This is a genomic window from Nitrosococcus halophilus Nc 4 (assembly GCF_000024725.1).
Taxonomy (GTDB): domain Bacteria; phylum Pseudomonadota; class Gammaproteobacteria; order Nitrosococcales; family Nitrosococcaceae; genus Nitrosococcus; species Nitrosococcus halophilus.
Genome location: NC_013960.1, coordinates 1,848,680 through 1,873,042, shown reverse-complemented (window position 1 = coordinate 1,873,042; position 24,363 = coordinate 1,848,680). Strand labels below are relative to the sequence as shown.

General features: G+C 53.9%; 22 protein-coding genes. 21 read left to right on the top strand and 1 reads right to left on the bottom strand.

Going from position 1 to position 24,363, the window contains the following annotated elements; all coding sequences use genetic code 11:
• Positions 1–254: 254 nt before the first annotated feature.
• Positions 255–1,538, top strand: a complete 1,284-nt coding sequence (gene iscB / locus NHAL_RS08840) for an RNA-guided endonuclease IscB (protein WP_013032830.1) — start codon at positions 255–257, stop codon at positions 1,536–1,538.
• A 462-nt stretch (positions 1,539–2,000) separates the two neighbouring features.
• Here the strand turns inward: iscB and NHAL_RS08830 are convergent, their stop codons facing one another.
• Complete coding sequence (locus tag NHAL_RS08830) at positions 2,001–2,936, bottom strand: universal stress protein (RefSeq protein WP_013032829.1); 936 nt, start codon at positions 2,934–2,936, stop codon at positions 2,001–2,003.
• Between the two features lie 214 nt (positions 2,937–3,150).
• Here NHAL_RS08830 and NHAL_RS21055 point away from each other — a divergent pair, with 214 nt between their 5' ends.
• The 20 genes from NHAL_RS21055 (at position 3,151) to NHAL_RS08735 (ending at position 24,341) form a co-directional block, all read left to right on the top strand.
• On the top strand, positions 3,151–3,414 hold the full coding sequence (locus NHAL_RS21055; RefSeq protein ID WP_013032828.1) for a hypothetical protein: 264 nt from the start codon (positions 3,151–3,153) through the stop codon (positions 3,412–3,414).
• A gap of 14 nt (positions 3,415–3,428) precedes the next feature.
• Positions 3,429–3,986: a Na+/H+ antiporter subunit E gene (locus NHAL_RS08825; RefSeq protein ID WP_013032827.1), complete on the top strand. Its 558-nt coding sequence runs from the start codon at positions 3,429–3,431 to the stop codon at positions 3,984–3,986.
• On the top strand, positions 3,973–4,251 hold the full coding sequence (locus NHAL_RS08820; RefSeq protein WP_013032826.1) for an MrpF/PhaF family protein: 279 nt from the start codon (positions 3,973–3,975) through the stop codon (positions 4,249–4,251). The genes NHAL_RS08825 and NHAL_RS08820 overlap by 14 nt, the downstream gene beginning before the upstream one ends.
• Positions 4,244–4,558 (top strand): monovalent cation/H(+) antiporter subunit G, encoded by a 315-nt coding sequence (gene mnhG / locus NHAL_RS08815; RefSeq protein ID WP_013032825.1) that lies wholly within the window; start codon positions 4,244–4,246, stop codon positions 4,556–4,558. Before NHAL_RS08820 ends, mnhG begins: the two co-directional genes overlap by 8 nt.
• Positions 4,555–4,845: a Na(+)/H(+) antiporter subunit B gene (locus tag NHAL_RS08810; protein WP_013032824.1), complete on the top strand. Its 291-nt coding sequence runs from the start codon at positions 4,555–4,557 to the stop codon at positions 4,843–4,845. The genes mnhG and NHAL_RS08810 overlap by 4 nt, the downstream gene beginning before the upstream one ends.
• Positions 4,829–5,530, top strand: coding sequence for an MnhB domain-containing protein (locus NHAL_RS08805; RefSeq protein WP_013032823.1), 702 nt, complete (start codon positions 4,829–4,831; stop codon positions 5,528–5,530). Before NHAL_RS08810 ends, NHAL_RS08805 begins: the two co-directional genes overlap by 17 nt.
• Positions 5,527–5,844: a Na+/H+ antiporter subunit C gene (locus NHAL_RS08800; protein WP_013032822.1), complete on the top strand. Its 318-nt coding sequence runs from the start codon at positions 5,527–5,529 to the stop codon at positions 5,842–5,844. The genes NHAL_RS08805 and NHAL_RS08800 overlap by 4 nt, the downstream gene beginning before the upstream one ends.
• Before the next feature lie 165 nt (positions 5,845–6,009).
• On the top strand, positions 6,010–7,500 hold the full coding sequence (locus NHAL_RS08795; RefSeq protein ID WP_013032821.1) for a complex I subunit 5 family protein: 1,491 nt from the start codon (positions 6,010–6,012) through the stop codon (positions 7,498–7,500).
• Entirely contained in the window at positions 7,497–9,002 is a 1,506-nt protein-coding gene (locus tag NHAL_RS08790) for a complex I subunit 5 family protein (protein ID WP_013032820.1), read from the top strand. The genes NHAL_RS08795 and NHAL_RS08790 overlap by 4 nt, the downstream gene beginning before the upstream one ends.
• Complete coding sequence (locus tag NHAL_RS08785; protein WP_013032819.1) at positions 8,999–10,690, top strand: complex I subunit 5 family protein; 1,692 nt, start codon at positions 8,999–9,001, stop codon at positions 10,688–10,690. Before NHAL_RS08790 ends, NHAL_RS08785 begins: the two co-directional genes overlap by 4 nt.
• 58 nt (positions 10,691–10,748) lie before the next feature.
• A complete protein-coding gene (locus NHAL_RS08780) occupies positions 10,749–11,177 on the top strand; it encodes a DUF29 domain-containing protein (protein ID WP_013032818.1) in 429 nt (142 codons plus the stop codon).
• A 90-nt stretch (positions 11,178–11,267) separates the two neighbouring features.
• The gene (locus NHAL_RS08775; protein WP_013032817.1) at positions 11,268–12,587 is read left to right on the top strand and encodes a cytochrome-c peroxidase; all 1,320 of its coding nucleotides are present in this window, start codon (positions 11,268–11,270) and stop codon (positions 12,585–12,587) included.
• The gene (locus NHAL_RS08770) at positions 12,587–13,738 is read left to right on the top strand and encodes a metallophosphoesterase family protein (protein ID WP_013032816.1); all 1,152 of its coding nucleotides are present in this window, start codon (positions 12,587–12,589) and stop codon (positions 13,736–13,738) included. Before NHAL_RS08775 ends, NHAL_RS08770 begins: the two co-directional genes overlap by 1 nt.
• Before the next feature lie 20 nt (positions 13,739–13,758).
• Positions 13,759–14,382: a c-type cytochrome gene (locus NHAL_RS21550; RefSeq protein ID WP_013032815.1), complete on the top strand. Its 624-nt coding sequence runs from the start codon at positions 13,759–13,761 to the stop codon at positions 14,380–14,382.
• Positions 14,383–14,405: 23 nt separating this feature from the next.
• Complete coding sequence (locus tag NHAL_RS08760) at positions 14,406–16,469, top strand: heavy metal translocating P-type ATPase (protein ID WP_013032814.1); 2,064 nt, start codon at positions 14,406–14,408, stop codon at positions 16,467–16,469.
• A 430-nt stretch (positions 16,470–16,899) separates the two neighbouring features.
• Complete coding sequence (locus NHAL_RS08755; RefSeq protein ID WP_157862527.1) at positions 16,900–19,224, top strand: TonB-dependent receptor; 2,325 nt, start codon at positions 16,900–16,902, stop codon at positions 19,222–19,224.
• 436 nt (positions 19,225–19,660) lie between these two features.
• On the top strand, positions 19,661–19,906 hold the full coding sequence (locus NHAL_RS21045) for a hypothetical protein (RefSeq protein WP_157862526.1): 246 nt from the start codon (positions 19,661–19,663) through the stop codon (positions 19,904–19,906).
• Between the two features lie 126 nt (positions 19,907–20,032).
• A complete protein-coding gene (locus NHAL_RS08745) occupies positions 20,033–22,030 on the top strand; it encodes a TonB-dependent hemoglobin/transferrin/lactoferrin family receptor (protein ID WP_013032811.1) in 1,998 nt (665 codons plus the stop codon).
• A gap of 263 nt (positions 22,031–22,293) precedes the next feature.
• Positions 22,294–22,584, top strand: a complete 291-nt coding sequence (locus NHAL_RS08740; RefSeq protein WP_013032809.1) for a hypothetical protein — start codon at positions 22,294–22,296, stop codon at positions 22,582–22,584.
• Positions 22,585–22,667: 83 nt separating this feature from the next.
• Positions 22,668–24,341, top strand: a complete 1,674-nt coding sequence (locus NHAL_RS08735; RefSeq protein WP_013032808.1) for a hypothetical protein — start codon at positions 22,668–22,670, stop codon at positions 24,339–24,341.
• Positions 24,342–24,363: the final 22 nt, after the last annotated feature.

Sequence of the window (24,363 nt, the reverse complement as noted above, 5' to 3'; positions counted from 1 at the left end):
TGAGTCGTCGCCTAACTCATTCTCCAAGTTCGTCCTGAACTTTCCGAATGAGTTGGTTGGCTCAACCAGCCTCAGCCCTTCGGGGCTACGTTTGAAGTTGAAGCGAAAGCGACTCACCCTGGGGTGCATTTCTCAGCCCCAGGCACTGAGGTCAAAGGCAATGAACTACGGAGCGACACAGGAGCGAATGCCGAGACTGAACGACCCTTCAAACATTGGCGAGAGAACCCTAACTTTTAGAGTAGCGAAAGCTAATGAATAGAGTTTTTGTATTAGACACTGATAGAAAACCGTTGATGCCATGCAGCCCAGCAAGGGCAAGACGGCTGTTGCGAGACGGGAAGGCCGCGGTTTATCGGATGCAGCCATTTACGATCATCCTGAAATATAGGGTTGATCCCAACCCGCAGCCGGTTGAATTTAAGGTTGATCCGGGCAGCAAAATAACCGGGCTGGCTTTAGTTGGGAATTTTCCTCAACAGGGGCGCGTGGTGTTATGGGCCGCCAATCTTACCCATCGCGGGTACGCCATCCGTGAGCGGCTGGCTAGTCGTCGTAGTTTGCGCCGAGGTCGTAGAGGCAGAAAGACCCGCTATCGTGCGCCACGATTTCTAAACAGAACAAAACCGAAGGGTTGGCTGCCGCCATCGCTAAACTCGCGGGTTGAAAACGTTTCGAGCTGGTTTAATCGTCTGCTAGATAGAGTTCCCATTTCAGAATGTCATATCGAAACTGTGCGCTTTGATACTCAAAAAATTCAGAACCCTGAAATTAACGGCGTTGAGTATCAGCAGGGCGAGTTGATGGGGTATGAGGTGCGCGAATATCTGCTAGAGAAGTGGGACAGGAAGTGCGCTTATTGCAATAAGAAAGATATCCCGCTAGAGGTTGAGCATATTATACCGAGATCGAGGGGGGGTAGTAATCGGGTATCTAATTTAACCCTGGCCCGCGCGCCCTGCAACAAAAAAAAGAACAGCAAAACGGCGGCCGAGTTTGGGTATACCCAGATCCAGTCCAAATCCAAGCTGCCTCTAAAAGATGCAGCGGCGGTCAATGCTACCCGCTACGCCATCGGGTGCACTATTCAGTCAGTGGGATTGCCGACTTCTTTTTGGTCTGGTGGGCGCACCAAGAAAAACAGGATCAGCCAAGGCTATACCAAAGACCATTGGATAGACGCGGCATGTGTTGGCGAAAGCGCTGAGCAAGTGACAATAACTGAAGGTTATCGGGCGCTACATATCAAAGCCACGGGGCGCGGAACAAGGCAAGTCGTCAGAACCGACAAATATGGCTTTCCTCGCGGCAAGGCGGGGCGGTGTAGGCGAGTAAAGGGATTTCAAACGGGTGATCTCGTCAGGCTCTCGCAACCCCAAGGCAAGTACGCTGGCGATCATGTTGGGATACTGGCCAGCATTCGGGCTAGCGGCACCTTTGATGTGAAAGCCAAGGCCGGGAAGATCTCGGCCAACTGGATAAATTTCAAACTAATACAGAGGGGAGATGGTTATGACTACAGTCTTTCGGCTGTCTGAACCAAATACGGCGACGACAGCAAGTAATGCGGCCCTCGCGCTCGATGCTCCGCTGCGCTGCGCACTCTCGCTAGGGGGGCGTCGCACTTCCTTGTACTCCTTCTACGTAATACCTTTGGCCTATCCGAGCCTTTCCTACCCAAACCTCTCTTGTTCATTTGGATTTCCCGCGCCATGAATCTGAGTAAAAGATCCGATCGCAGCTCTTGACGATACAGAAACCAAAAATTGGTTTCATCCAATTGCGCCAAGATTCGTATTGCAAAATAAATTCGCTTTTTGTGTGAAAGCCGCAGAAACTCTTTAATAAATTTGTACTCTTGGTGCCTATCCACGAGAGTTTGTAGCTTCTTTATTTACCTGCTTTTTAACACAGCCACGCAAGCCTCGGCTTTCAAGCCGAGGGAAAACGCTTCTTCGAAAAAATTAAAAAGTAGGGCTTACCCGTCTTTCAGGACAGAGTTAACGATCGACCTTCACTGGTGTCACAAAGCCGTCCGGCTTGATGGCAAGAATTGAACAGTCCACTTGGTGAAGCACCGAATCAGCGGTATTGCCAATAAAAAAGCCCGGTATCCCGGTTCGCCCAACAGTCCCCATGATCAATAGATCACTGTCCGTTCTATTGGCTACGGTAGGGATTAATTTTTTCGCCTCACCTTTATAAAAATGTATCTGCACTTGTTTCTGCTCTACCCCATTTCTTGAAAGTGCTTCATCCAGCCATTGGCGATGCCGCCGCTCCTCTTCTCGCACCAGGTTATCGACGGTATCCGCCAAAACCGTTCTTCCTCGCAAAGTCGTTTCCCCATAGAGTTCCCAGACATGAAGCACGTGAAGCTCGGCATTCGCCAAATGAGCAATCACTTTCCCCCATTGAATCACTTTGTCAGCAAGCGCGCTTTTTTCTTCATCAAAAGGAAGCAAATCTACGGCAATCATAATTTTGCCCATTTGCGTATGGTGAGTCGGTTTAATGACCCACATCGGAGAGGGACACATCCGCAAAAGCTGCATATCCGTGCTGCCAAACAAAATGCTCCTGGTGGTAGACTCGCTCTCCGCGGGCTTCATGACCAGATCATAATTTCCTTTCAAAGCTTCCCGAATGATTTCCATAAAGGCCTTCCCTTGGGAGACCTTGACAGTGACTTGAAGGCCATGCTTTTCAAGTTCCGAGGCGATATCCTTTAACTGCTCCACTCGATCTTCGGTCATCAGCCGCTGGAGTTCCGACGGTTCTATTCCCACCTCCTGCTTGCTTGGCGGCGATTCCAAAACGCTCAATAAAGTTGCCTGGGCACCACCCTCTCCAGCCACCGCTGCCACCTGGGCTATCAATGCCTGCCGGTGATATTTGCCGTCCAGGGCTAAAAGGATGCTCTTAATTTGTTTCATGCCAGTTGACCTGCCTGTTAAATATTATTGGGTAGATCTCTGCTTAAAAGCTAACCTAAGCGAGAAGTCGAGAATTGGGGAGCCGCAAACTGGAAATTGACCACGCTACGGCCAGAGAGGAGGATGTGCCATAAATCATTACCCATCTTGTTGTTAATCATAGACCATGCTTAACTTATCTTTGAATACATTCAAAATAAAGGGCACCTGGAAGATGGGCCTCTTGACATCCACCTCTCCCTTTAAGGAAGAGGATTCCCTAGTGCGGACGCCCATGCCCGAGCGGGATGTCTCTGAAAAACACCTTACTTCAACCCTGCCCCCGCTTAAAGCTAGACAGGAGGAGATGTGCAACAACAGCACAACCAACAAAGAACATTGTACACGAACAGAACCGCCCTACATCCCCTCCCTGAAGGAAGGGGCTTTGGGCGGAGGATTGGTAAATAAAAACACCCCCTTCACAACCCCATGGTGACTACTGGATAACTAGTGAAACTACACTCGCAAAGTAAACGCGATCAAGCCTTCTTGTTCCCCGTCCTCGGGCGAATTTTACTCTTCGCCGGGCTATGGTGGATCCTAACTGGCGGCGATCCCACCTCCTGGGGAGTGGGAATACCTGCTGTCTTAGCAACGACCTATGTCAGCCTACAGCTTTCCCGTAGAAAATTTTTCCGTTTAAATTATTTTAGTTTACTACGTTTTATCCTCTTTTTTTTGTGTCAATCACTGCGCGCTGGCATCGATGTGGCGAAACGGGTACTCCAGCCGCGGTTACCCCTCAACCCTGGCCTGGTGGAATTTTCAACCCAACTCCCCCCGGAGACTCCCGCTCGCACCCTGCTTGTCTATACCATCAATCTGTTGCCCGGTACCCTAGTGGCACGCATCCATCGCCATCGCCTCACTCTCCATGTCTTAGACACCCAGGCGCCGATTATCGACGAAGTCCAGACCCTTGAAACCCGCATTGCAACCCTGTTCCGTTTAAAGCACACTAATATCGAGACGAACGAGAACACCGGGAATGGGAATGGCACTATTTGATTTGGAGTTGGTTCTTAGTGAAATTCTAATAGTCACCATCATGGTAGGCCTCATCCGGATAGTGCGAGGGCCTACGGCGGCGGACCGGATGCTCACAGCACAACTTTTTGGCACCACCAGCGTGGCTATTTTACTGCTATTGGGCGAAGCAACGGATACCCCTGCTTTGCAGGACGTGGCTTTAGTTTTTGCTCTCCTGGCAGCCATCGCCGGCATCGCCTTCGTGCAACGTATCTGGGGTATAGAACCCGAAACCCATGACTAGCCTGATGTCCCTCAGCCATTGGCTAGGCGCTACCTTTATCCTATCTGGGGTCCTCTTTTTTGTCGTGGGCACGATTGGTTTGTTGCGGTTTCCCGACATCTATAGCCGCCTCCATGCCCTCACCAAAGCGGATAACCTGGGCCTTGGGCTGGTCATCGCCGGTCTGGTACTACAGGCTGAAACTTTAACTGGCGCGCTCAAATTGATTTTAATTTGGCTATTGGTAATCGCCTCTAGCGCCACCACCAGCTTTCTCATTGCGCGAGCCGCATTAAACCGAGGTATCCAGCCCAGGAGCAAACCATGAGCTTCTTGCAGTGGAGCATTGATGGACTGCTGGCACTCACCCTGCTCTGGCTGGCTTGGCAATTGCTCACCCATCCGGATCTGTTCCGGGCCATCGTGTTGTTTATCGCCTTTGGCCTCATCATGGCATTGGTCTGGGTTCGGCTGGCCGCTATTGATATCGCCCTAGCGGAGGCGGTTATCGGCGCGGGTCTGTCAGGCACCGCCTTGCTGGTCACCTTGCGCCGAATGGGCGAGCGACAACCCCAGCAAAGGGACTCAGAACTTCACCATGACCCCGAAGCCTAGATCGTCAATTGAAACGGGGATAGACCCCTATCGGGCCCTGTTATTTTCGTTGCTATCGATCCTCATGGCTATCCTGGTAGGGGGAATCATGGAACTCGCCCCCGTCACACCGGGCCTGGAGCCCATGGTCCTCGCCGCCAAAGAACCCGGCGGGGCAATCAATCCGGTGACGGCGGTATTGCTGATATTTCGTGATTACGACACCTTGCTGGAACTTACCGTCTTGCTCCTTGCCCTGATCGGGGTCTGGTCCCTAGGAGAAGCTTTCCTCCCCCCTCCCAGGAAACCGTCTGATCCTATCCTGCTCGATTTTCTGCGGTTGGTGATTCCTCTGATTACCCTCGCCTCCCTTTATCTGGTCTGGGCCGGGGGAAGCGCTGCCGGCGGTGCTTTTCAGGGCGGGGCTCTGCTGGGGACTATCGGCGTACTCCTCATCCTCTCTAACCTCCATGAAATCCTATTCCCCTTGAGGATCTGGCTACGTTTTGCGGCTGCATTAGGCATCGCCATCTTCCTCACCGTGGCCATCATCCCCCTTGTTGCCGGAGGCCCCCTCTTGGAAACCCCTCCTGAGTGGATGAAAACCAAAATTTTGTGGCTGGAATTTCCCGCCGCCCTTTCCATTGGCGTTATCCTGGCTGCCCTTTTTGCCGGTGGCCGACCACGCAAAGGAAAAAAGCCATGATGCTAACGCCCGTTTTACTCTATATCTTGACTGGAATTGGGCTGTTTATCATCGGCCTATACGCCCTCTTGGCCTACCCTCATCTGCTGCGCAAAATTCTGGCCTTCAACATCATGGCCAGCGGGGTTTTTTTGGTCTATGTGGCGGCTGCCTCCCGCACCCCCGAAGGGATGCCCGATCCCGTTCCTCAAGCGATGGTACTTACCGGAATTGTAGTCGCCTCGGCTTCCATGTTGCTAGGGCTGGCTCTTGCCACCCGATTTAAAGCCATCACTGGCCGGGCAGAACTTGAGGATGAGTCCCCCTCGGAATGAACCCTTAGCCCGAACGATTTATAAAATCACCACAAAGGCACAAAGAGCACAAAAAAATCAAAAACTTAAATGGATTAGAATGGATTGCTTCATTAGAGATACTCATTTCCTTCAGCTTTTCCCAAATGAGCGAGATTCCTTCACCTTCATGTCCTTTGGGTCTTGATGGAAACCCCTAATTTCAGCGCCCACTGGCCAGCCTGGATCATGGTTCTGCCCCTGGTAGGGGCGCTCCTTGCCTTCACCGTGCCCCGCTACAAAAGCCTGATTGGCCTAGTGACCGCTATGGGTGTGCTGTTATTGGGGATTGCCCTCACTCAACAAGTGCTCGCAGAGGGCCCCCAGCGTTACCCTATCGGTGGTTGGGGAGCGCCCCTCGGCATTGAGTTCTATATAGATGGCTTGAGCGCACTCATGCTCCTTCTGGCGGCTTCGGTGGGAGTTTTTACCAGCCTCTATGGGGTAGGTTATTTTGGCTCGAAGGAAGATCCCCATCATGCCCATGAACGGGATTATTTCTGGCCCCTATGGCTGTTTCTATGGGCCGCCCTCAATGGCCTTTTTCTCACCGCCGATGTCTTTAATGCCTATGTCACCTTGGAGTTAATCGGCTTAGCCTCTGTTGCCCTGGTGGGCCTTTCAGGGCAGGCAGCAGCCCTAGGCGCCGCCATCCGTTATCTGCTGGTCAGCCTCCTAGGGTCCCTGTTTTATCTACTAGGCGTGGGTTTGCTCTATGCCGGCTACCATACGGTGGATATGGTTTCCCTGGGGCAGCTCATTCAGGCCGGGCCCTTACCGGGGGCAGCCCTTACAATGATGGGTGTGGGCTTGTTATTGAAAACGGCCCTTTTCCCCCTCCATTTCTGGCTGCCTCCGGCCCATGCTAATGCGCCTACGCCCGTTAGCAGCGTCCTCTCGGCGTTGGTGGTCAAAGCCACCTTTTATCTCTTGCTACGACTGTGGTTTACCGTTTTTCCGGAGACTACCACCGCAGCAGCCGCCAATCTGTTAGGGCTGTTGGGTGCCTTCGCCATCCTTTGGGGTTCTCTCCAGGCCCTGCAGACACAGCGCCTCAAGCTCCTTGTGGCTTACTCCACCGTGGCTCAGTTAGGTTATCTGTTTCTGGTTTTTCCCTTGACCCAAGAGACGGCCACTGCCTTCACCGCTTGGAGCGGTAGCCTTTATCACGCCCTAGCCCATGGCCTTGCTAAAGGGGGCATGTTTTTAGCCGCCGGCACCGTGCTGTATGCCCTGCGACACGATCGCATCCAAGACTTAGACGGCATCAGCCAGCACTTGCCCGTGACCCTCTTTGCCTTTGGGCTGGCGGGAGTAAGCCTCATGGGGCTGCCGCCCAGCGGCGGTTTCCTGGCCAAATGGTCTTTGCTTACCGCGGCTATTGCCAGCGACCAATGGGGGTGGGCCTTCATTATTGTGCTCGGCGGTTTGCTCGCCGCCGGTTATGTCTTTCGGGTATTGGCCCGCGCCTTCGCCCAAGTCCCCAGTACAGCCAATTACCGTCCCGTACCTTGGTTTATGGAATGGTCAGCCCTCCTGCTGGCCTTAATGGCCGTCGTCCTCGGTCTCATCGCCCAGACGCCCCTGACTCTCATCGGGATCGGCGCCCCGGTGCCTGATAAGGAGCTATTGCTGTGAATTGGAGCTTCTGGCTACCGCTGCTTATCCTGCTAAGCTCCCTGGTGCCTGGGATCGTGATTTTTTTCCTCCCCCAGTACGCCCATAGGGCGCGCACTACCCTCAACATGGCGGCAGCTACCCTCAAATTGCTCCTAGTGGCCTTTTTAATCTGGGGCGTCTTCCACCAACAACACTATGAGACCCGACTGTCCCTATTGCCAGAAATAGATCTGTTGCTTCGGGCCGATACCCTGTCGGTACTATTTGTGGCCCTTTCTTCAGTCTTGTGGTTTTTTACTACCCTCTATGCCGTAGGCTATCTGGAAGGATCGCCCCATCGGAGCCGTTTTTTTGGCTTTTTTAGCCTTTGTGTCAGCGCCAGTGTAGGCATTGCCCTCGCCGGCAACCTGATGACCTTTTTTATTTTTTACGAAATGCTGACCCTCTCCACCTATCCTCTAGTGATCCACCGGGGGACGAAAGAGGCCCTGCGTGCTGGCAAGATCTATCTAGGCTACACCTTAGCCGGTGGCGTGTTCTTTTTGGTCGGCATGGCCTGGCTCCGAACCCTGGTGGGGCCGCTTAACTTCATTCAGGGGGGACTGCTGGTAAATGCTCCTCCCGTGGACCCCCAAACGCTGACCATCATCTTTGCTTTACTTATCGCTGGGGTGGGAGTCAAAGCAGCCCTGGTGCCTTTGCATGGTTGGCTCCCCCACGCTATGGTGGCACCAGCGCCGGTTAGCGCTCTCCTGCACGCGGTTGCAGTGGTGAAAGCAGGCGTCTTCGGCATTGTCCGGATAGTGGACAATGTCTTTGGGATTGAATTCGTGGCCAGTTTGGGCCTGGCAACACCCCTGGCTTGGGTGGCTTCCTTTACCATTGTCTATGGCTCGGTGCGGGCCCTGTTCCAGGATGATCTCAAACGCCGGTTGGCCTATTCCACCATCAGTCAAGTCTCTTATATTGCCCTCGGCGCTGCTATCTTAAATCCAGTGGCCACCATCGGGGCCATGTCCCACCTGGTACATCAGGGACTGATGAAAATCACCCTGTTTTTTTGTGCCGGGAATCTGGCCGAAACCCTGGGAATCCATCGTATCAGCGAAATGGCAGGCGTTGGGCGACGCATGCCCTGGACCATGACTGCCTTTACTCTCGGCGCCTTAGGGATGATTGGCGTCCCACCCTTGGCCGGCTTTATCAGCAAATGGTATCTGGGTAACGGGGCCGTCTTGGCGGGAGACCCTTGGGTATTAGTGATTTTGGCCCTTAGCAGCGTCTTGAATGCCGCCTATTTTCTGCCCATTCTTTATATCGCCTGGTTCAAGCCCCAGAAAAACCCTTGGCCCGAAGAGGTTTCCCACGGTCGTTTCGAAACCTCTTGGATGCTGCTCCTGCCGCCACTGGTCACCGCGGCCATGGTCCTGGCTGCCGGCCTTCTGGCCCATGCCCCCTTTAGCCCCGCCGAGTGGGCCCGCCTTATTGCCGAGCGAGAATACCACCGTTACCCTTTATGAGCCTGCTGCTACCCTTGGCCCTGATTCTGCCTTTGGCCCTGGCCCTTACCTGGTCAGTGCCTGCTTTGCGCCCTGTGATCACTCGGCTCACTCCTTGGGCAGCCCTCCCGGCACTGGCAGCAAGTTTCTGGCTACCTGCGGGTGTGGACCTCAAAGTGCCCTGGTTGCTTTTAGGGGCACACTTTGGTTTAGATCCCACGGGGACCCCTTTTTTATCCTTTACTGCTTTGCTGTGGTGGCTAGCCGGCCTTTATGGCCTTCGTTACCAGGCCAATGATCCCCAGCGGGACCGGTTCTTCTTTTTCTATCTCCTCACTATGGCCGGCAATTTAGGGCTGATTCTGGCCCAAGACATGCTGAGCTTTCTGTTGCTATTCGCCCTCATGAGCATTGCCGCCTATGGCTTAGTCATCCACCCAGGGAACCAGGAAGCGAGGCGGGCCGGACGGGTTTATTTATCCATGGTGGTCATCGGCGAGGCCTGTCTCTTCTCGGCCATGATATTACTGGCCGTGGAGATGAATACCCTAGAGATAGTTCAAACCCCAGTGGTGAGTTCTGACCCGGTGGTCCTGACCCTTTTGTTGATAGGTTTTGGCATCAAGCTAGGACTCCTCCCCCTCCATTTCTCTTTGCCCCCAGCCTACGCGGCGACCCCCACGCCGGGGGCTGCGGTCTTAGGGGGGGCCATGATCAATGCCGGCCTGCTAGGCTGGCTGCGGTTCCTCCCCCTGGGCCAAATGCCGCTTCCCTCTTGGGGCACCGGTTTGATTGTGGCAGGACTTATTGCGGCTTTCTACGGCGTGCTGGTGGGCCTGGCCCAACGGGAACCCAAGGCCCTCCTCGCCTATTCCAGCATCAGCCAAATGGGGCTCATCACCCTGGGGGTGGGGGTGGGCCTCGTGGCACCGGCCCAGTGGCCCCTGGTACTTACCACCCTCACTCTCTTTGCCCTCCACCATGCCCTGGCCAAGGGAGCACTGTTCCTAGGCGTCGGGCTGGCTCGCCATGGCGGCGGGATCCTAGTGGGTTTGGCCCTCTTGTTTCCGGCGCTTACCTTAGCAGGCGCCCCTTTCACCAGCGGGGCCATTGCCAAAACAGCCTTAAAATCCCTCAGTCACCTAGCCCCCTCACCCTGGAGTGATGGGTTGCCCGGCCTGCTGTTGGCCTCCAGTATTGGGACTACCCTACTCATGGCCCGGTTTATTGACTTGACTTGGCCCAAGGACTTAAAAGGACGCTTACCCTTGGGGATGTGGCTGCCTGCCCTAGGGCTTTTGCTTGCCGTTGATCTTGCCACTTGGCTTTGGCCTTATGCCGATCAAGCCGCCTCAGCCTCCCTCAAATTTTCCGCAATCAAAAGCGGCGGGGAAGCCATTCTCCTCGGCATTGCGCTCTTCCTCCTAGGAGCTTTACTGTGCCGCCGACTTGAGTGGAGGTGGTTTATTCCTAGCGGCGATATTTTGATTCTGATTGAACGATGGTTAAGAATCCTTGCCCGCTGGACCCATCAGATCATTCAGCCGATCCCTCGCCTCCCGTCTCAACTTTTTACCCTGCCCCGAAGGTTAGATCTCCATACGACTCCCACCCGCCTGGAAGCCGCCTTGCAGCGCTGGAGAAACTTCGGACTCCTCTTCCTGATCATTGCCTTAGTACTCTATGGCACCCTGATACAACAGGGATAGAAGAGTTGGCTATAATCCCAGAAACGGCAGTTGACCGCTTAGAAGCCCAGGAAAGAACATGACAGATCCCACCCAAGATTATTACGCCTGGACTCAAGAGACCATCGAAAAGCTACGCCAAGGAAAGCTGAGCGAGGTAGACGTGAATGACTTGATCGAGGAGCTTGAGGATATGGGGGCCAGTGAGCGACGGGCCACCGAGAGCCGTCTTGAAGTGCTGCTGGCGCATTTGCTCAAGTGGCAATACCAGCCTGAACGACGAGGTAAAAGCTGGCGGCTGACAATTGAAGAGCAGCGTCTACGAGTACAGGATCGACTTGAAGAGAGTCCCAGTCTCGGGCCTGTCATCCATGAGAAGCTGCCAAAAATCTATCGGCGAGCAGTGTTGATGGCCGCCCGTGAAACCAATAAGGAGAAAAATGATTTTCCCGCTCAATGTCCTTGGTCAATGGATGAAATGCTAGATGATTGTTTTTGGCCAGGATAAACATAGAGTACTTCCCGTTTAAATCTGGACAAAAGGCTAATCCCCTACTAAATCTTAAATATAAAAGCCATACAGTTCAGGAGGCACTCTGTGAAGTGGAACCCATCCCTCGCCGGGGGTCTGGCCTTATTGACGACTACCTTACTTCTAGTCAGTGGGGAACCCGCCCGAGGAAACGGCACTGAAGAACGAGGCCCCCATGGCGCGTTGCCCATGAACGTCCAAGTCACCATTTTCGATAAGCTCCTTGCGGATCGAGATGTGACCCAGCCCCCCCCGGAAGTTGATCCCATCTTTTGGCAGGAAGTTATCATCCCCCAAGATAACGCCATGACTCCCGAACGGGTAACTCTGGGCAAGAAATTGTTCTTTGATACCCGCCTTTCCAGGGATGGAACCGTCGCCTGTGCCACTTGCCACGATGTGAGCCGAGGCTTTACCGACCAACGGAGAGTCTCGGAAGGGGTCGGCGGTGCACTGGGTCAACGCAATGCACCAACCACCATGAACGCCATGTTCATGCAAACCCAATTCTTGGATGGCCGGGTACCGAGTCTGGAAGAGCAAGCCAAGTTGCCTATCGTCAACCCCATTGAGATGGCCCATCCTAATCAGCAAAAAGCACTCGCTGCCATTGCCGGTGATCCTGAATATCAAAACCTATTCCAGGCCGCCTATGGGGCGGCGCCGAACTATGAAGATCTCGCTCGCGCTATTGCGGCCTTTGAGCGAACTCAGGTCTTTCTTAGCGCCCCCTTCGATCGTTTTCTGGCGGGTGAGGAAAAAGCGATTTCAGAAGAGGCGAAACGGGGCTGGGCCCTCTTTAATGGCAAGGCCCGCTGTGTAAGTTGCCACCACATGAATCCCTCTAATCCCATCGGCACGGACAACCGCTTTCACAATATTGGCGTGGCGGCCCGCTATCAGGATTTTGAGCAATTGGCCCGTCGGGCATTGGAAGCCCTAGAAAAAGAAGGGGGAATAGAAACCGTGGATCAACTAGCGTTGGAAACGGATCTCTCTGAACTAGGCCGGTTTTTGGTCACTAAAGACCGGGGTGATATTGGCGCCTTTAAAACCCTGCAACTGCGCAATATCGCTTTAACCGCACCTTATATGCATGACGGCTCCATGCAAACCTTATGGGATGTCATGGACCACTACAACAAGGGAGGTGAGCCCAATCCCTTTCTGGATGGCGGCATCGAACCCCTAGCCTTGAGCGAAGAGGAAATCGACGCCCTGGTAGCATGGATGTTTACCCTGACCGATGAGCGCTTTGCCGATCAAAACCAAGCAATTTTTGCAGAACAGCGCCAGCAGGCCAAGAAAGCCCGTCCTTTCCGGGACAAAGATATGGCAGCGCGCCGGGTATTGCCATTTGAGCGTCGGGTGAAGGGGGAAGACTAATGAGCAAGAAACGGCTCATAACACTTAAGAGTGTCGAAACCCAGTATTACCAAGAGCGTGAGGCCCTATTCCAGGAACTGCAAAATCTGGATCGACGGACTTTCCTAAAAATTTCCATGGCGGCTATGGCCGCCGCCCTAGCCAAGGGGGTGGAGTTTAATGTTCATAGCTTTATGCCGGTTCGGGTCGCTAATGCGGCTGCTACGGAAAACACCGGTAGTGGTCAGGAGGGGTTCACCTTCGCCTACATTTCTGACTCCCACCTTTATAAACGAGAGCTCAATGACCGCTTTGTGCGGCAATTATTGCGGGCCGTAGACGACGTCAACCATCTGGATCCTCAGCCGGATTTCGTCCTCTACGGAGGTGATCTGGCCCAACTGGGACAGCCTGAGGAGCTGGAACTGGGAGCCCAAATCCTAAAAGAGCTCAAGGCCCCCGTCCGCATGATGGTCGGTGAACACGATTGGTTCCTAGACATGGGAGAAAAATGGCGGGAATTGTTTGGAGAACCGAACTATTCCTTCGACCATAAGGGCGTGCATTTCGTTACTCTGAATAGCGTCCTGGAAGAGGACTTCTGGACCGAGCGGAATATGACTCCCATGGAGCGGATGAAAACTGTAGCCGGACTCGACAATGGCCTCCAGAGTCGTTTTCAAGTGGGGGCGAGCCAACGTCAATGGCTCCAACAGGATCTAGAATCCTATGCTAACGATACCCCGGTGATCGTGTTCTCCCACTCCCCCCTTTATAAATACTATCGTCCTTGGAACTTCTGGACTGAAGATGCCGAAGAAGTGCAGGCCCTCCTACGCCGTTTCGACCAAGTCACCGTCATCCACGGTCATACCCATCAGCTCCTCACCCACCGCATGGGCAATATCCACTTCCATGGCATGCTATCCACTGCCTGGCCTTGGCCCTATGCGCCGGAGGGGTTACCCGAGTTAACGGTACAGATGAATCGCGCGGATCCCTTTAACCCCAATGACGCTTTGGGTGATGGCTCAGTCCAGGTCCAGTCAGAGGGGTTGGTGGACAAGCTCTATAACTTGTGGAATCGCAATCCGGTGGAGGTCAAGAGTACTTATCTCGTCAGCAACGGCACGAAAGCTGTACCGCCGAAACCCAATCTCGTAAGCTACTAAGGATTTCAAAAGGATATCACATGCGCATTCGTTCTATGATTGATCTCATCGCCCTGGGGGTCTTGTTCAGTGGAGGTTCTCATCATGGCTACGCTCAGATGGGAGAGGAAAAACCCGAAGATGCTAACGAGAAGAAATGCGAAACCATGGCCTCCCAAAAGGTGACAGGAGCGACCATGGGCCAATGGCAACGCCAAGCAGAATATCCCCACTGGATGGCAGAAGAGTTGGCCAAGCACCAGGTCACTAAACCCGTCGACAATCAGGAGCTTGTCGGTAAAGGCCAGGGGTCGAGCTACGGCAGAATTACCGAACAGGATGTGGCTTTATGGGAACATGAGACCTATAAACTGGCCGTGGAGGGATCGCGCATCTTCCACAGTGCAGAGCGTTTGGGTAGCACCATCGGAGTCTCCTGTGACATGTGCCATCCTGATGGCGCCAATACCCATCCCGAAACTTATCCCAAGTTTCAGGTTCAGCTTGGCCGAGTGGCCATGTTGCGGGATATGATCAACTGGTGCATCCAGAATCCAGTGCGCAGCAACACCAAACTGGCGCCCGACTCACCTGAGATGCGGGCTTTGGAAGCCTACATCTATGCCCAACGCAAAGGAACCCCGCTGGAATACGGGAAACGATAGCAACGGCTAAAGGTCCTGCTGATGTGGCCCAAAGTCCCTTCATCGTCCATGAACTTCCCAAAAGGATACGCTTCCGCGTCCCCCAGTTGGGGATGCCTCACCGCGAGGGAGCGGCATTAGAAGGCTATTTGTTAGCCAGCGCTGGGGTAGAACGAGTCCGGGCCAATGACTATGCCCATAGTGTGGTGGTTGAATATGACGGAGATCCCAAGACCCGTCAGGCTTTAATCAAAAAGCTAAAGACCCTTTCCCAGGAAGACCTGGCCCCAACGTCCCACGAGAGCCCGCTACCTCCCGTGGCCAAAAGCAGGGTATGGCTGCGGGCCTTAGGGGTGCTGGCGATCCCTTTTGTGCCTTCTCTTTTAAAGACCGTGCTCACCTACTGTTCCATTGCTCCAACCCTCTTGAAGGGCATCACCACCTTATTCACCCGGGGAGTGAAAATCGAAGTCCTGGATGCCACCGCCGTGGGGTTGGCCGCAGCCAGGGGGGAATATGTGACGGCCTGTCTCACCCAATTGTTCTTGAGCCTGGGAGAGTATATGGAGCAATTGGTATCACGGGAATCGGAAGCCTTGCTGGGCCCCTTGCTCAGGCCGAAGTTTAATCCAGTATGGGTGGAACGGGAGGGACAAGAAACACAGCTTGCCCCGGAGCAACTCCTGGCGGGTGATGTGTTAGTCCTCGGTCCGGGGGAATTTATTCCTGTGGATGGGAAAGTCGTCGAGGGACAGGCTTTGATCAATCCAGCCTCTCTCACCGGCGAGGGGATTCCACAGCGCTGCGAACCCGGCGACTCGGTCTGGTCCGGCATGGTCATCGAAGAAGGCCATCCCAAAATCAAAGCGACCCGAGTGGGGGATCAAACCACCACGGCCCGCATCACCCGTTTTATTCAGGAATCGTTACAAACCCGCTCCCAGACCCAGCACAGTCTGTCGGAACTGGCTGACCGACTGGTGGCTCTCACTCTGGGAATCGGCGCTACCGTGTTCCTATTGACCCGGGATCCTACTCGCCTCATGGCCGTCTTTTTAGTGGATTATTCCTGTATCCTAAAATTAGGCACCCCGGTGGCCTTTCGCTCGGGGATGCACCGGGGCGCTCAACAAGGGGTGCTCTTCAAAGGCAGCCAGGTCATGGAGTCATTAGCCCATGCCGATACTGTTGTCTTTGATAAGACCGGCACCCTCACCCACCGAACTCTCGAAGTCACCGATGTGATCGCCCTCTACCCACGACGCTTTGATGAAAATACCGTGCTGGCCATGGCGGCCTCCATTGAAGAACATACCCACCATCCGGTGGCGGAAGCCGTCGTGGATGCGGCCAAAATCCGTCACTTACGACACATCGATCATTTAGGGATTGAGCACATTGTGGCCCATGGGATCAACACCCAAATAGCAGGGGCGAGAGTCTATGTGGGCAGCCGCCATTACTTGGAAGAACATGAGGGCGTGAGTTTTCAGAAAGCGGAAAGTGACATTAAAAAACTGGAAACCCAGGGTAAATTTTTGTTGTATCTGGCCCAGGACGGATTATTATTTGGCTTGATTGCCCTGCGGGAGCGGTATCGAGATGAAACCCCCAAGGTATTACAACAACTACGCGCTAGCGGGGTAAAACGCCTGATACTGATTACCGGCGCCCGCCAAAATAAGACGGAGGCGTTTGCCCAAGCGTTGGGATTTGACGAAATTTACTCTGAGACAAGCCCCGAGGAAAAGGCCCATATCGTCCAGGCGCTTCAACAGCGAGGCTATCAGGTCGCCTTTGTGGGGGATGGAGTCAATGATGCACCGGCGCTAGCGGCGGCACAGGTGGGGATTGCCATGTCCGGGGGAGCGGATGTCGCTCGGTATATGGCCGATGTGGTATTAACCCAGGATTCCCTGGAAAGTGTCGTGCAGGCACGGGAACTGAGCACTGCCACGCTGGCGCTGATCCAAAGCAATATCCAGTTGGCCGCTTGCGCCAACTCCCTAGTGATGTTTGGGGGGGCTATGGGCTGGATTCCCCCGCTCTTCGCCGCCGCTCTCCACAATGGAGCCACCATTGCCGGACTGTTGCGGGCCATGAAATAAAAATAACTATCATTAGCAAGCACCTATGAATAAAATATTTAAATAGCTTAAAGACAGGCAAGAGTTCGCCCGCCAGAAAATCATTCAAGGCATTTTTTATAAGCGTTTATTCGCGTGCATTTGCGGCTAAAAGCCGAATTTAGGTTGTTCCCCCTTATAACCTCTTTTTTCGGAAGGGCCAAAAACCACCCCGCCTATGCTTTGTCGTCTTGTTACTCACCTCCGTGACAGAGTACATGCGTGGATTTTAACTCTTTAATATAGAATCATGAGAATAACTCCCCCTTATTTTGGGAAAAAAAGTCAGTGATTATGGGATATCCCTATGCCAAACCCGTGACAATATCGCCTAGTGAGTATTTTAAGGCCGGGACAAACTAACAAACAGGTCGCCAATTAAGCTCTGTGCTGGAGGAATGAGGAATAAAGTTTGAACCCGACTTCTAAAACCATCCCCTGGCGATACGCCACAATGGCCGGGGTAGCCATGATCATTTTGTTGCCCGCCTCAACGGCCAATGCTCAAGAGGGTGAAACCGTTTACACCTTGCCGCCCCTCGACGTGATAGGGATAACCCCCCTCCACGGCGTGGGCTTGTCCAAGCAGCTTATCCCCTCCCATATCCAGGGGGCCACCGCAGAAGACCTTAAACGCCAACAAAGCTTAAATCTCTCTGACTTTCTTAACCAGACTTTTGGCAGTATCAATCTCAACGCCGCCCAGAACAATCCCTTTCAGCCAGATCTGCAATACCGGGGTTTTACTGCCTCCCCCCTCTTGGGGTTGCCTCAAGGATTAGCGGTTTTCCAGGACGGAGTCCGTATCAATGAACCTTTTGGAGATGCAGTAAACTGGGATCTTATCCCCCCCTCGGCCATTGCCAGCATCAACCTTATGCCCGGCTCTAATCCCTTATTTGGCCTTAACGCCCTGGGCGGTGCCCTCTCTATCCAAACCAAAGATGGTTTCACGGCTCCAGGCCATGCCGTTCAAACCTACGGCGGCTCTTTTGGCCGGGCGGCGGTGGAATTTGAAAGCGGCGCCAATAATGGCGCATTGGGCTATTTCATCACCGGCAACTTTATTGATGAAGCCGGCTGGCGGGATGAATCCCCTTCCCAAGTGAAGCAGATTTTTGCCGATTTTGGGTGGCAGACTCCCGGCACCACTTTGGATTTGAAAGTGACCGCCGCCGATACGGATCTCAATGGCAACGGTGCGGCCCCTATAGAACTGTTGGCCAGGGACCGGGAAGCGGTGTTTACCTTTCCTGACAATACGCAAAATGAACTGGTGATGGTCAATCTTATTGGCGATCATTGGTTGACAGACACCGTGCAATTGACTGGCAACGCCTACTACCGCCGCAACGACCGGGATACCTTTAACGGCGACGGTCAAGAAGAGTTTGAGGTGGATGAAGAAGGTTTCTTAGTCGAGGCCGACAACCCAGACGAACGGGTGGTGGATAGGGAAAATGGGGAAATTTTCGTGGGAGAAGCGGATGAAGATGAATTAGCCATTAACAACAAAAGCCAGACCGAGCAGGAGAGTTATGGGGTCTCTTTTCAAAGCACTTTCCTCCAGCCCATTGCCGGGCGGGACAACCAATTAATTTTGGGCGTGAGCTACGCCGAGGCCGAAGCGGACTTTAATTTCGAGACCGAGATGGCCCAATTTACCGAAAGCCGGGGGACCCGGGGACTCGGTCCGGTCGTCGCTGATACGCTGGTTAGCGTCAATATTAATTCCAGAACCTATAGCTTCTTTTTTACCGATACTTTCTCCCTCACCGAGGCCTTGGCCGTCACCTTCTCAGGCCGCTATAACCATACCGAGATAGAATTGAGCGATCAGCTTGGCACAGCGCTTAATGGTGAACACAGCTTCTCTCGTTTCAACCCCGCCGTAGGACTCACCTATGCCTTTCGTCCGGAGGTGAATTTTTATGGCAATTATAGTGAATCTTCCCGTGCTCCCACCCCCTCGGAACTCACTTGCGCCGATCCGGAAGATCCTTGCCGCTTGCCCAACTCCTTTGTGGCCGATCCCCCCTTGGAACAAGTGGTCGCTAAAACCGGGGAAGCCGGGTTTCGGGGAACTTTGCTGGGCCAAATCGACTGGAATGCCAATTGGTTTCATACCCGGAATGAGGACGATATCCTCTTCCAGACCACAGGAGGAGTCACCGCCAGTGAGGGCTTCTTTGAGAATGTGGGCGAAACCTTGCGCCAGGGGGTGGAAGTAGGGCTGAGGGGACGCCATGAACGCTGGCGCTGGTTTGCCCATTACACTTACTTGGAGGCTACTTTCGAGACCCCCTTTATCGCCTTAAGCCCTAGTAACCCCCAGGCCGAGGAAAATGAGGGGCGGCTCCAGGTGGAGGCCGGAGACCGAATCCCAGGACTGCCCAAGCATAACTTTAAAGTCGGTGCCGATTATTGGCTGCGGCCTAATCTTTCCCTGGGCTTTGATGTCTTAGGCCAATCCAGTTTGCGTTTTCGCGGCGATGAAAGCAATGATTTCAGCCAGGTCCCTGGTTTTGTCATCGCTAATCTGCGAGGCCGTTATATCGTCAATAAACACCTGGAGATTTTTGCCCGAGTGCAGAATCTTTTTGACCAGGACTATGAGACCTTTGGGGTTTTTGGCGAACCGGATGAGGCGCCAGGACTTAGCGATCTGGAAGATCCCCGCTTTCTTGGCCCAGGGGCACCTATTGGGGCTTGGGTTGGGGTTAGGCTGACACCATAGTGGAGATAAGACAGACATATTGATTGCCCGTGACTTTGAAAACCCGGCATCGGCCGTGGTTCAGAAACTGTTGGAAAACCTTGGCGGGTAGCGGTGGGTTTCACTGCGCTCCCCCCCTACGGCTCTACGTTAGAACCTACTGACAGGGGCAAAGGAAAATAGATACGGGGAACAACCTAGATTCGGTTTTTAGCCGCGAATGCACGCGAATAAACGCTTATAAAACAATGCCTTGAATGATTGCTTAGCGGGCAAACTCTTGCCTGTCTCTAAGTCATTGAAATATTTGCGTTCATGGGCGTTAATTCGCGGCTAAATTGCATTCCTTTCCACATGCAAGTCAATCAAGGGAAAACCAGCTCCCGTCCCGTTGAATTCCCAAAACACTAAGGGCTGGCGATATGCCGGGGCAAGGAAAGTAAAATGGATTTGCCTCTTGCCGCATCCAAATGGTAACTACGGCCAATATCCCTTCAGGGTCTTGCAACGCACCCTCGACCCGGTAAAAGACGCCGTATTCATCGATGCGATCAACATGAGCCTCATTTTCCGCAAACAGCGTTGCCATCATCCTTCACACACTGGCATTGATTTACTAAACACTAATGATTATCATTATTATTATATTTTAATTGACCTTACCCTCTCCCGCTTGCGGCCTAAAACTAGCGCCAAAGACTAGGCTTGCAATAACCAAAATGGAGACAAGGTTCACCTCATTTTGCTCTGATGGCTAGGATTACAGAGCATTTGATGCTAGGGGCAACAGCGTCAGATGAACAAAGAAATAAGATGTGCGGAGATGGCGATGATCCCTCTTCTATGCAGTGGAATAGGCGCCAAAGCACTCGCGGATACCTCTCTGGATGTAGAAAACCATGTTCTCGATCCGGTGACTGTTATTGCAACCCAGACCGAACGCCCCTTGGCTGAATTGCCTGCTTCGGTAAGTGTTTTGGATAGCGAGCAGATCATGCGCCGGCAGGCCCAGAGTATGGACGATCTCTTGCAAGTCTTGCCGAACATCGATTTTGCCTCCGGACCGCGACCTATCGGCGAAACCATTACCATTCGCGGTCTCAGCAGCGAACGCATCCTGACCACTATCGACGGCGCCCGGCAGAATTTCAGTGTCGGTCATCTAGGCCGTTTTTTTATCGAACCGGATTTACTTAAACAGATTGAAGTCCTGCGCGGATCGGCCTCGGCTCTTTATGGCAGTGGCGCCCTTGGCGGCGTGGTGGCCATGACCACCCGAGAGGCGAGCGACTTCCTCGCCCCCGGCGAGCGCTTTGGCGCGCGGCTTAAGGGCGGCTACCAAAGTGTCAACGACGAGGGGTCAACCAGTGCTACCTTATTTGGGCGTGCCGCCGACTGGGATTTCCTGGGTAATTTTGCCTACCGGGACTCTGGCGATCTCACTTTGGGCAGTGGCCAGGAGCTAGATAGCTCGGCTGCGGAGAACCTTTCCGGCCTCGTCCGCTTGAACTATCTTCCTGGAGCCCATCAGTTGCGCATTGGAGGTGATTACTTCAATACCGAAGGGGTTTTTCCCGCCAATCCCCAAACAGTGTCGAGTGGCACCAACGAAAACGCCACCACCGATATCGAACGCCGCACCTACACCCTGCAGTACAGCTACGACGATCCAGCCCATCCTTGGCTCAAACCCAAGCTCAATGCCTACCGTACCGAGCTGCGCGATAGCCGAAGGCGTCTGGAAAGCGGTAGACAAACCACCAGCGAGTTTTTCACCACCGGATTTAAGCTCCAAAATAGTATGGATCTTGCCGGTCCCATGGCTTTTTTGGGACAAACACTCACTTTTGGGGTGGATTACTTCAAGGATGAAGAGGAAGGCCGGGAAAACGGCGAGCCCCGGCCCTCCTTTCCCAAGGCGGAAAGCGATGTCTGGGGATTTTACCTCCAAGATGAGATCGCCCTCGGTCAATACCTAAGCCTCATTCCGGCGCTACGCTATGACCGCTACACTTTGGAGCTAGAGACGGGGCAAGGCCAGAGCACCACCGACGATGCCCTCTCCCCCCGTATTGGCGGGATATTCCATCTGACCTCCTGGCTCAAACTATGGGGCAGTTACGGCAAGGCGTTTCGCGCCCCCACGCTGCCCGAGCGCCTCACCGAAGGACTCCACTTTCGGGGGGTTCCAGGCCGCTTCCCCGATAACTTCTTCATCCCCAATCCAACCCTCAAACCGGAAACAGTTTACACCTGGGAAACCGGTTTCCGGAGCGCTTGGGAGGGAGTACTGGCGGCAGCGGATCGGCTAAATCTGGAATTCACCTACTTCGATACTAAAGCCGAGGATTTCATCGATCTGAGAGTCGATATTCTCGCCGGCACTACTCAAAACGCCAATCTCAATCAGGCGCGTCTTCACGGTTTCGAAGCGGCTATCCATTATGACACTAGCCGCTTTTTCGCTCGGGCCAGCTTTGGCCGCACTCGCGGTGAAGACGACAATACCGGCTTGCCGCTCACCAATGTGCAACCTGACAAGGGAGTGGTCGATCTGGGCTGGCGCTTCTCTCGGTTAGGATTTGTCCTCGGCGGGCGGGGCCGTTTTGTCGCTCGGCAGGATCGAGTTCCTCCAGGAGTGCTGGAAACCCCTGGCTATAGCGTGTATGACCTGTACGCTAGCTGGTTGCCTCCTTCTGCTGGCCTCAAGGGTTTACGGGTGGATTTCGCTATCGACAACCTGACCGATAAAGCTTACAGACGTCATCTTTCAGTCATCGAGGAGGCTGGGCGTAATTTCAAAGTGGCACTCACCTACCAATTTTAAGCCTCCATCATCAAAAGAATATATAAGCAAATCTGAGATAAAAACAGTTTTTCAAGTTTTGGTCTGGCAGGGTACTCAAGGACTCCGCAATTCAATGAAACAAGTAGGACCCACCTCCCTCCATCGTTTAGCGCCTCCGGAAATCATTTCCAGGCGCTTGAAACAAACGGTCCTTCTTCTCCGTAACTTGCTTTTTTGGCGCAGTCTGCCCTTCCAGACCCTTTTTAATTCCATCCTAACGCCCAAAATGAGGAGCGCGCATCATGGCTAATCATAAAATATCTTCCCCCAATACCTTAATCCGGGGTCTCACCCATCTCCAGGCAACGGCCTCTTGTCTCATGAGCCGTTATACCCATCATTCCTGCCCCCACCTGGCCTCGGCCATTGTGCATCACTTGCACTTGCTGAGCGAACACCCCCTCGTTCAAAACGACTCGGAAAGCCGCAAAGCCTATTTACACCTCCTTGAATACTGGCAGCGCCGCACCGGGAGAAATTGGCATTCTCATGAGAGCCTGCTGTCGGTTGGAGTAAAGTCACGCCGGCATTAGTTAAATCACCCCCATTGTTTTACAGCAGAAATTGAACAAGAGGGAAACCTTAATTTGGTCCCTTCAAAAGAGGTATGAAAGTGATGCTCCGGTGGTTATTCTTGTTTATCTTGTGCATTTTTCCTCCTCTCACCAGCGCTTCAGAGCGGATCGGCGTCCTGGTCGTCGCCATGGACCGGGGGGCCGTCGGCAACCAGGAGCTTGCGGCTACCGTCGCGGACCTAGACCCGGACTATCCGGTAAAACTCTTGCTCATCGGACCCGACTATCAGGGTATTGAGAACGGCTATGCCGCCTATATGGAAGCGGCCCGGGCCTTTCTCCATGAGCATGGCGTGGGTAAGGTCATCGCCATTCCTCTTTTCGTCTCGGAGGCCGATCATCTCCTCGGGCTTTTCCGCAGCCAAATCGAGACTGCCATGGCCCCCGCTGTGCTCACCTGGACGCCGGCTCTCGGAGAAAGCTATCTGCTCCGAGAGATACTGCTCGACCGCATCCGCTCGGTGAGCAAAACGCCGGCAGCAGAACGGCTGGTGCTATGGCTTTCGGGGGCCGGCGATACCGGAGGCGCCGCGACCTTGCGATCGCTCGGCGAGCGTCTACTGGACGATATCCGCCCCTTCGTTTCCTTTGCCGAAACCGAGGTTGCGCTCACCTATTCCAGAACAGCAGGAGGTCCAGAGGCAGAGGCTGCGGAGGCCGAGACGGCGACACTCGTGAACCGGTTCGCCGAGGCGGGCCGCACCCTCATTATCCCTTCGGTCGTCGGCCTCAAATTTACGCCCAATATGTCGCTTGAAACGATGCTAAAGCGGCGCTATACCCACGCCAATATCCATATTGCCGAAAGCGTCATGCCTCACTCGGCAGTGCGCACCTGGCTGCGGCGTATGATCAATAGGCATGTCCCGGTGACCAAAGACACTATCGGCTTCATCATCATGCCCCATGGCTCAACCGCGCCCTACAATGACGGCATCATCGCCGCCATGCCAGACATGGTGAGGCGTTATCCCACCGCCTTCGCCTTCGGCATGGCAAGCCCTTTCGCTATTGGCCAAGCGGTGAACGAGCTAGAGGCTGCGGGGGTGCGCCATGGGGTCTTTTTGCGCCTCTACGCCATGTCCCATCATTTCCGCGAGGCGAGCGACTATATTCTTGGGCTCCGCATGGCTCCACCGGCCCACAACCATGGCGGAGTGCCTGAGCGCGTGCGCACCTCCGTCCGTTTTGTGACCACAGGCGGCTATCAGCCCGATCCCTTGATCTCGGAAATCCTCAAGGACCGGATACTGGAGGTGAGCCAAGATCCCTCGCAAGAAAGCATCCTTCTCCTCTCCCACGGTAGCAGAAGTGACAAGGCAAATGCGGCCGACCTTGCCCTCATCACCGAGCATAACATCGCCACTATCAAAGCCATACTCCCGGCGCCTTTCCGTGACATCCGCGCCATGAGCCTGCGGGAGGACTGGCCCGACAAGCGGGCCGAAGCCCTACGCGAGATCCGCGCCTTTATCGAACAGGCGAATAATGGTGGCCAAGCCATCGTCATTTCCAATCGGCTTTACGGTTCAGGCTCCTATGGGACATATCTGGACGGGTTGGAGTATGTGATGAATGGACAAGGCTTAATACCGCATCCTAACTTCACCCGCTGGGTAGAGAAGAGCCTTCGGGAAGGCATCGCCGTCCTCAAGGCAGGCGCTAAGGGACAATTAACCGAAGCTGCGGTAGACCACCACAGTACTTCTCATTGAAGGGGGCGATAGAGTCAGCCTT

Bases quoted from the DNA above. Each gene is read 5' to 3' on its own strand.
- NHAL_RS08805 (WP_013032823.1), top strand. From the start codon at position 4,829: ATGACCCCGAAGCCTAGATCGTCAATTGAAACGGGGATAGACCCCTAT.
- NHAL_RS08810 (WP_013032824.1), top strand. From the start codon at position 4,555: ATGAGCTTCTTGCAGTGGAGCATTGATGGACTGCTGGCACTCACCCTG.
- NHAL_RS08830 (WP_013032829.1), bottom strand. From the start codon at position 2,936: ATGAAACAAATTAAGAGCATCCTTTTAGCCCTGGACGGCAAATATCAC.
- NHAL_RS08735 (WP_013032808.1), top strand. From the start codon at position 22,668: ATGCTCCGGTGGTTATTCTTGTTTATCTTGTGCATTTTTCCTCCTCTC.
- NHAL_RS08785 (WP_013032819.1), top strand. From the start codon at position 8,999: ATGAGCCTGCTGCTACCCTTGGCCCTGATTCTGCCTTTGGCCCTGGCC.
- NHAL_RS08800 (WP_013032822.1), top strand. From the start codon at position 5,527: ATGATGCTAACGCCCGTTTTACTCTATATCTTGACTGGAATTGGGCTG.
- NHAL_RS08795 (WP_013032821.1), top strand. From the start codon at position 6,010: ATGGAAACCCCTAATTTCAGCGCCCACTGGCCAGCCTGGATCATGGTT.
- NHAL_RS08770 (WP_013032816.1), top strand. From the start codon at position 12,587: ATGAGCAAGAAACGGCTCATAACACTTAAGAGTGTCGAAACCCAGTAT.
- mnhG (WP_013032825.1), top strand. From the start codon at position 4,244: ATGACTAGCCTGATGTCCCTCAGCCATTGGCTAGGCGCTACCTTTATC.
- NHAL_RS08780 (WP_013032818.1), top strand. From the start codon at position 10,749: ATGACAGATCCCACCCAAGATTATTACGCCTGGACTCAAGAGACCATC.
- NHAL_RS21055 (WP_013032828.1), top strand. From the start codon at position 3,151: ATGGGCCTCTTGACATCCACCTCTCCCTTTAAGGAAGAGGATTCCCTA.
- NHAL_RS08820 (WP_013032826.1), top strand. From the start codon at position 3,973: ATGGCACTATTTGATTTGGAGTTGGTTCTTAGTGAAATTCTAATAGTC.
- iscB (WP_013032830.1), top strand. From the start codon at position 255: ATGAATAGAGTTTTTGTATTAGACACTGATAGAAAACCGTTGATGCCA.
- NHAL_RS21550 (WP_013032815.1), top strand. From the start codon at position 13,759: ATGCGCATTCGTTCTATGATTGATCTCATCGCCCTGGGGGTCTTGTTC.
- NHAL_RS08745 (WP_013032811.1), top strand. From the start codon at position 20,033: ATGATCCCTCTTCTATGCAGTGGAATAGGCGCCAAAGCACTCGCGGAT.
- NHAL_RS08740 (WP_013032809.1), top strand. From the start codon at position 22,294: ATGGCTAATCATAAAATATCTTCCCCCAATACCTTAATCCGGGGTCTC.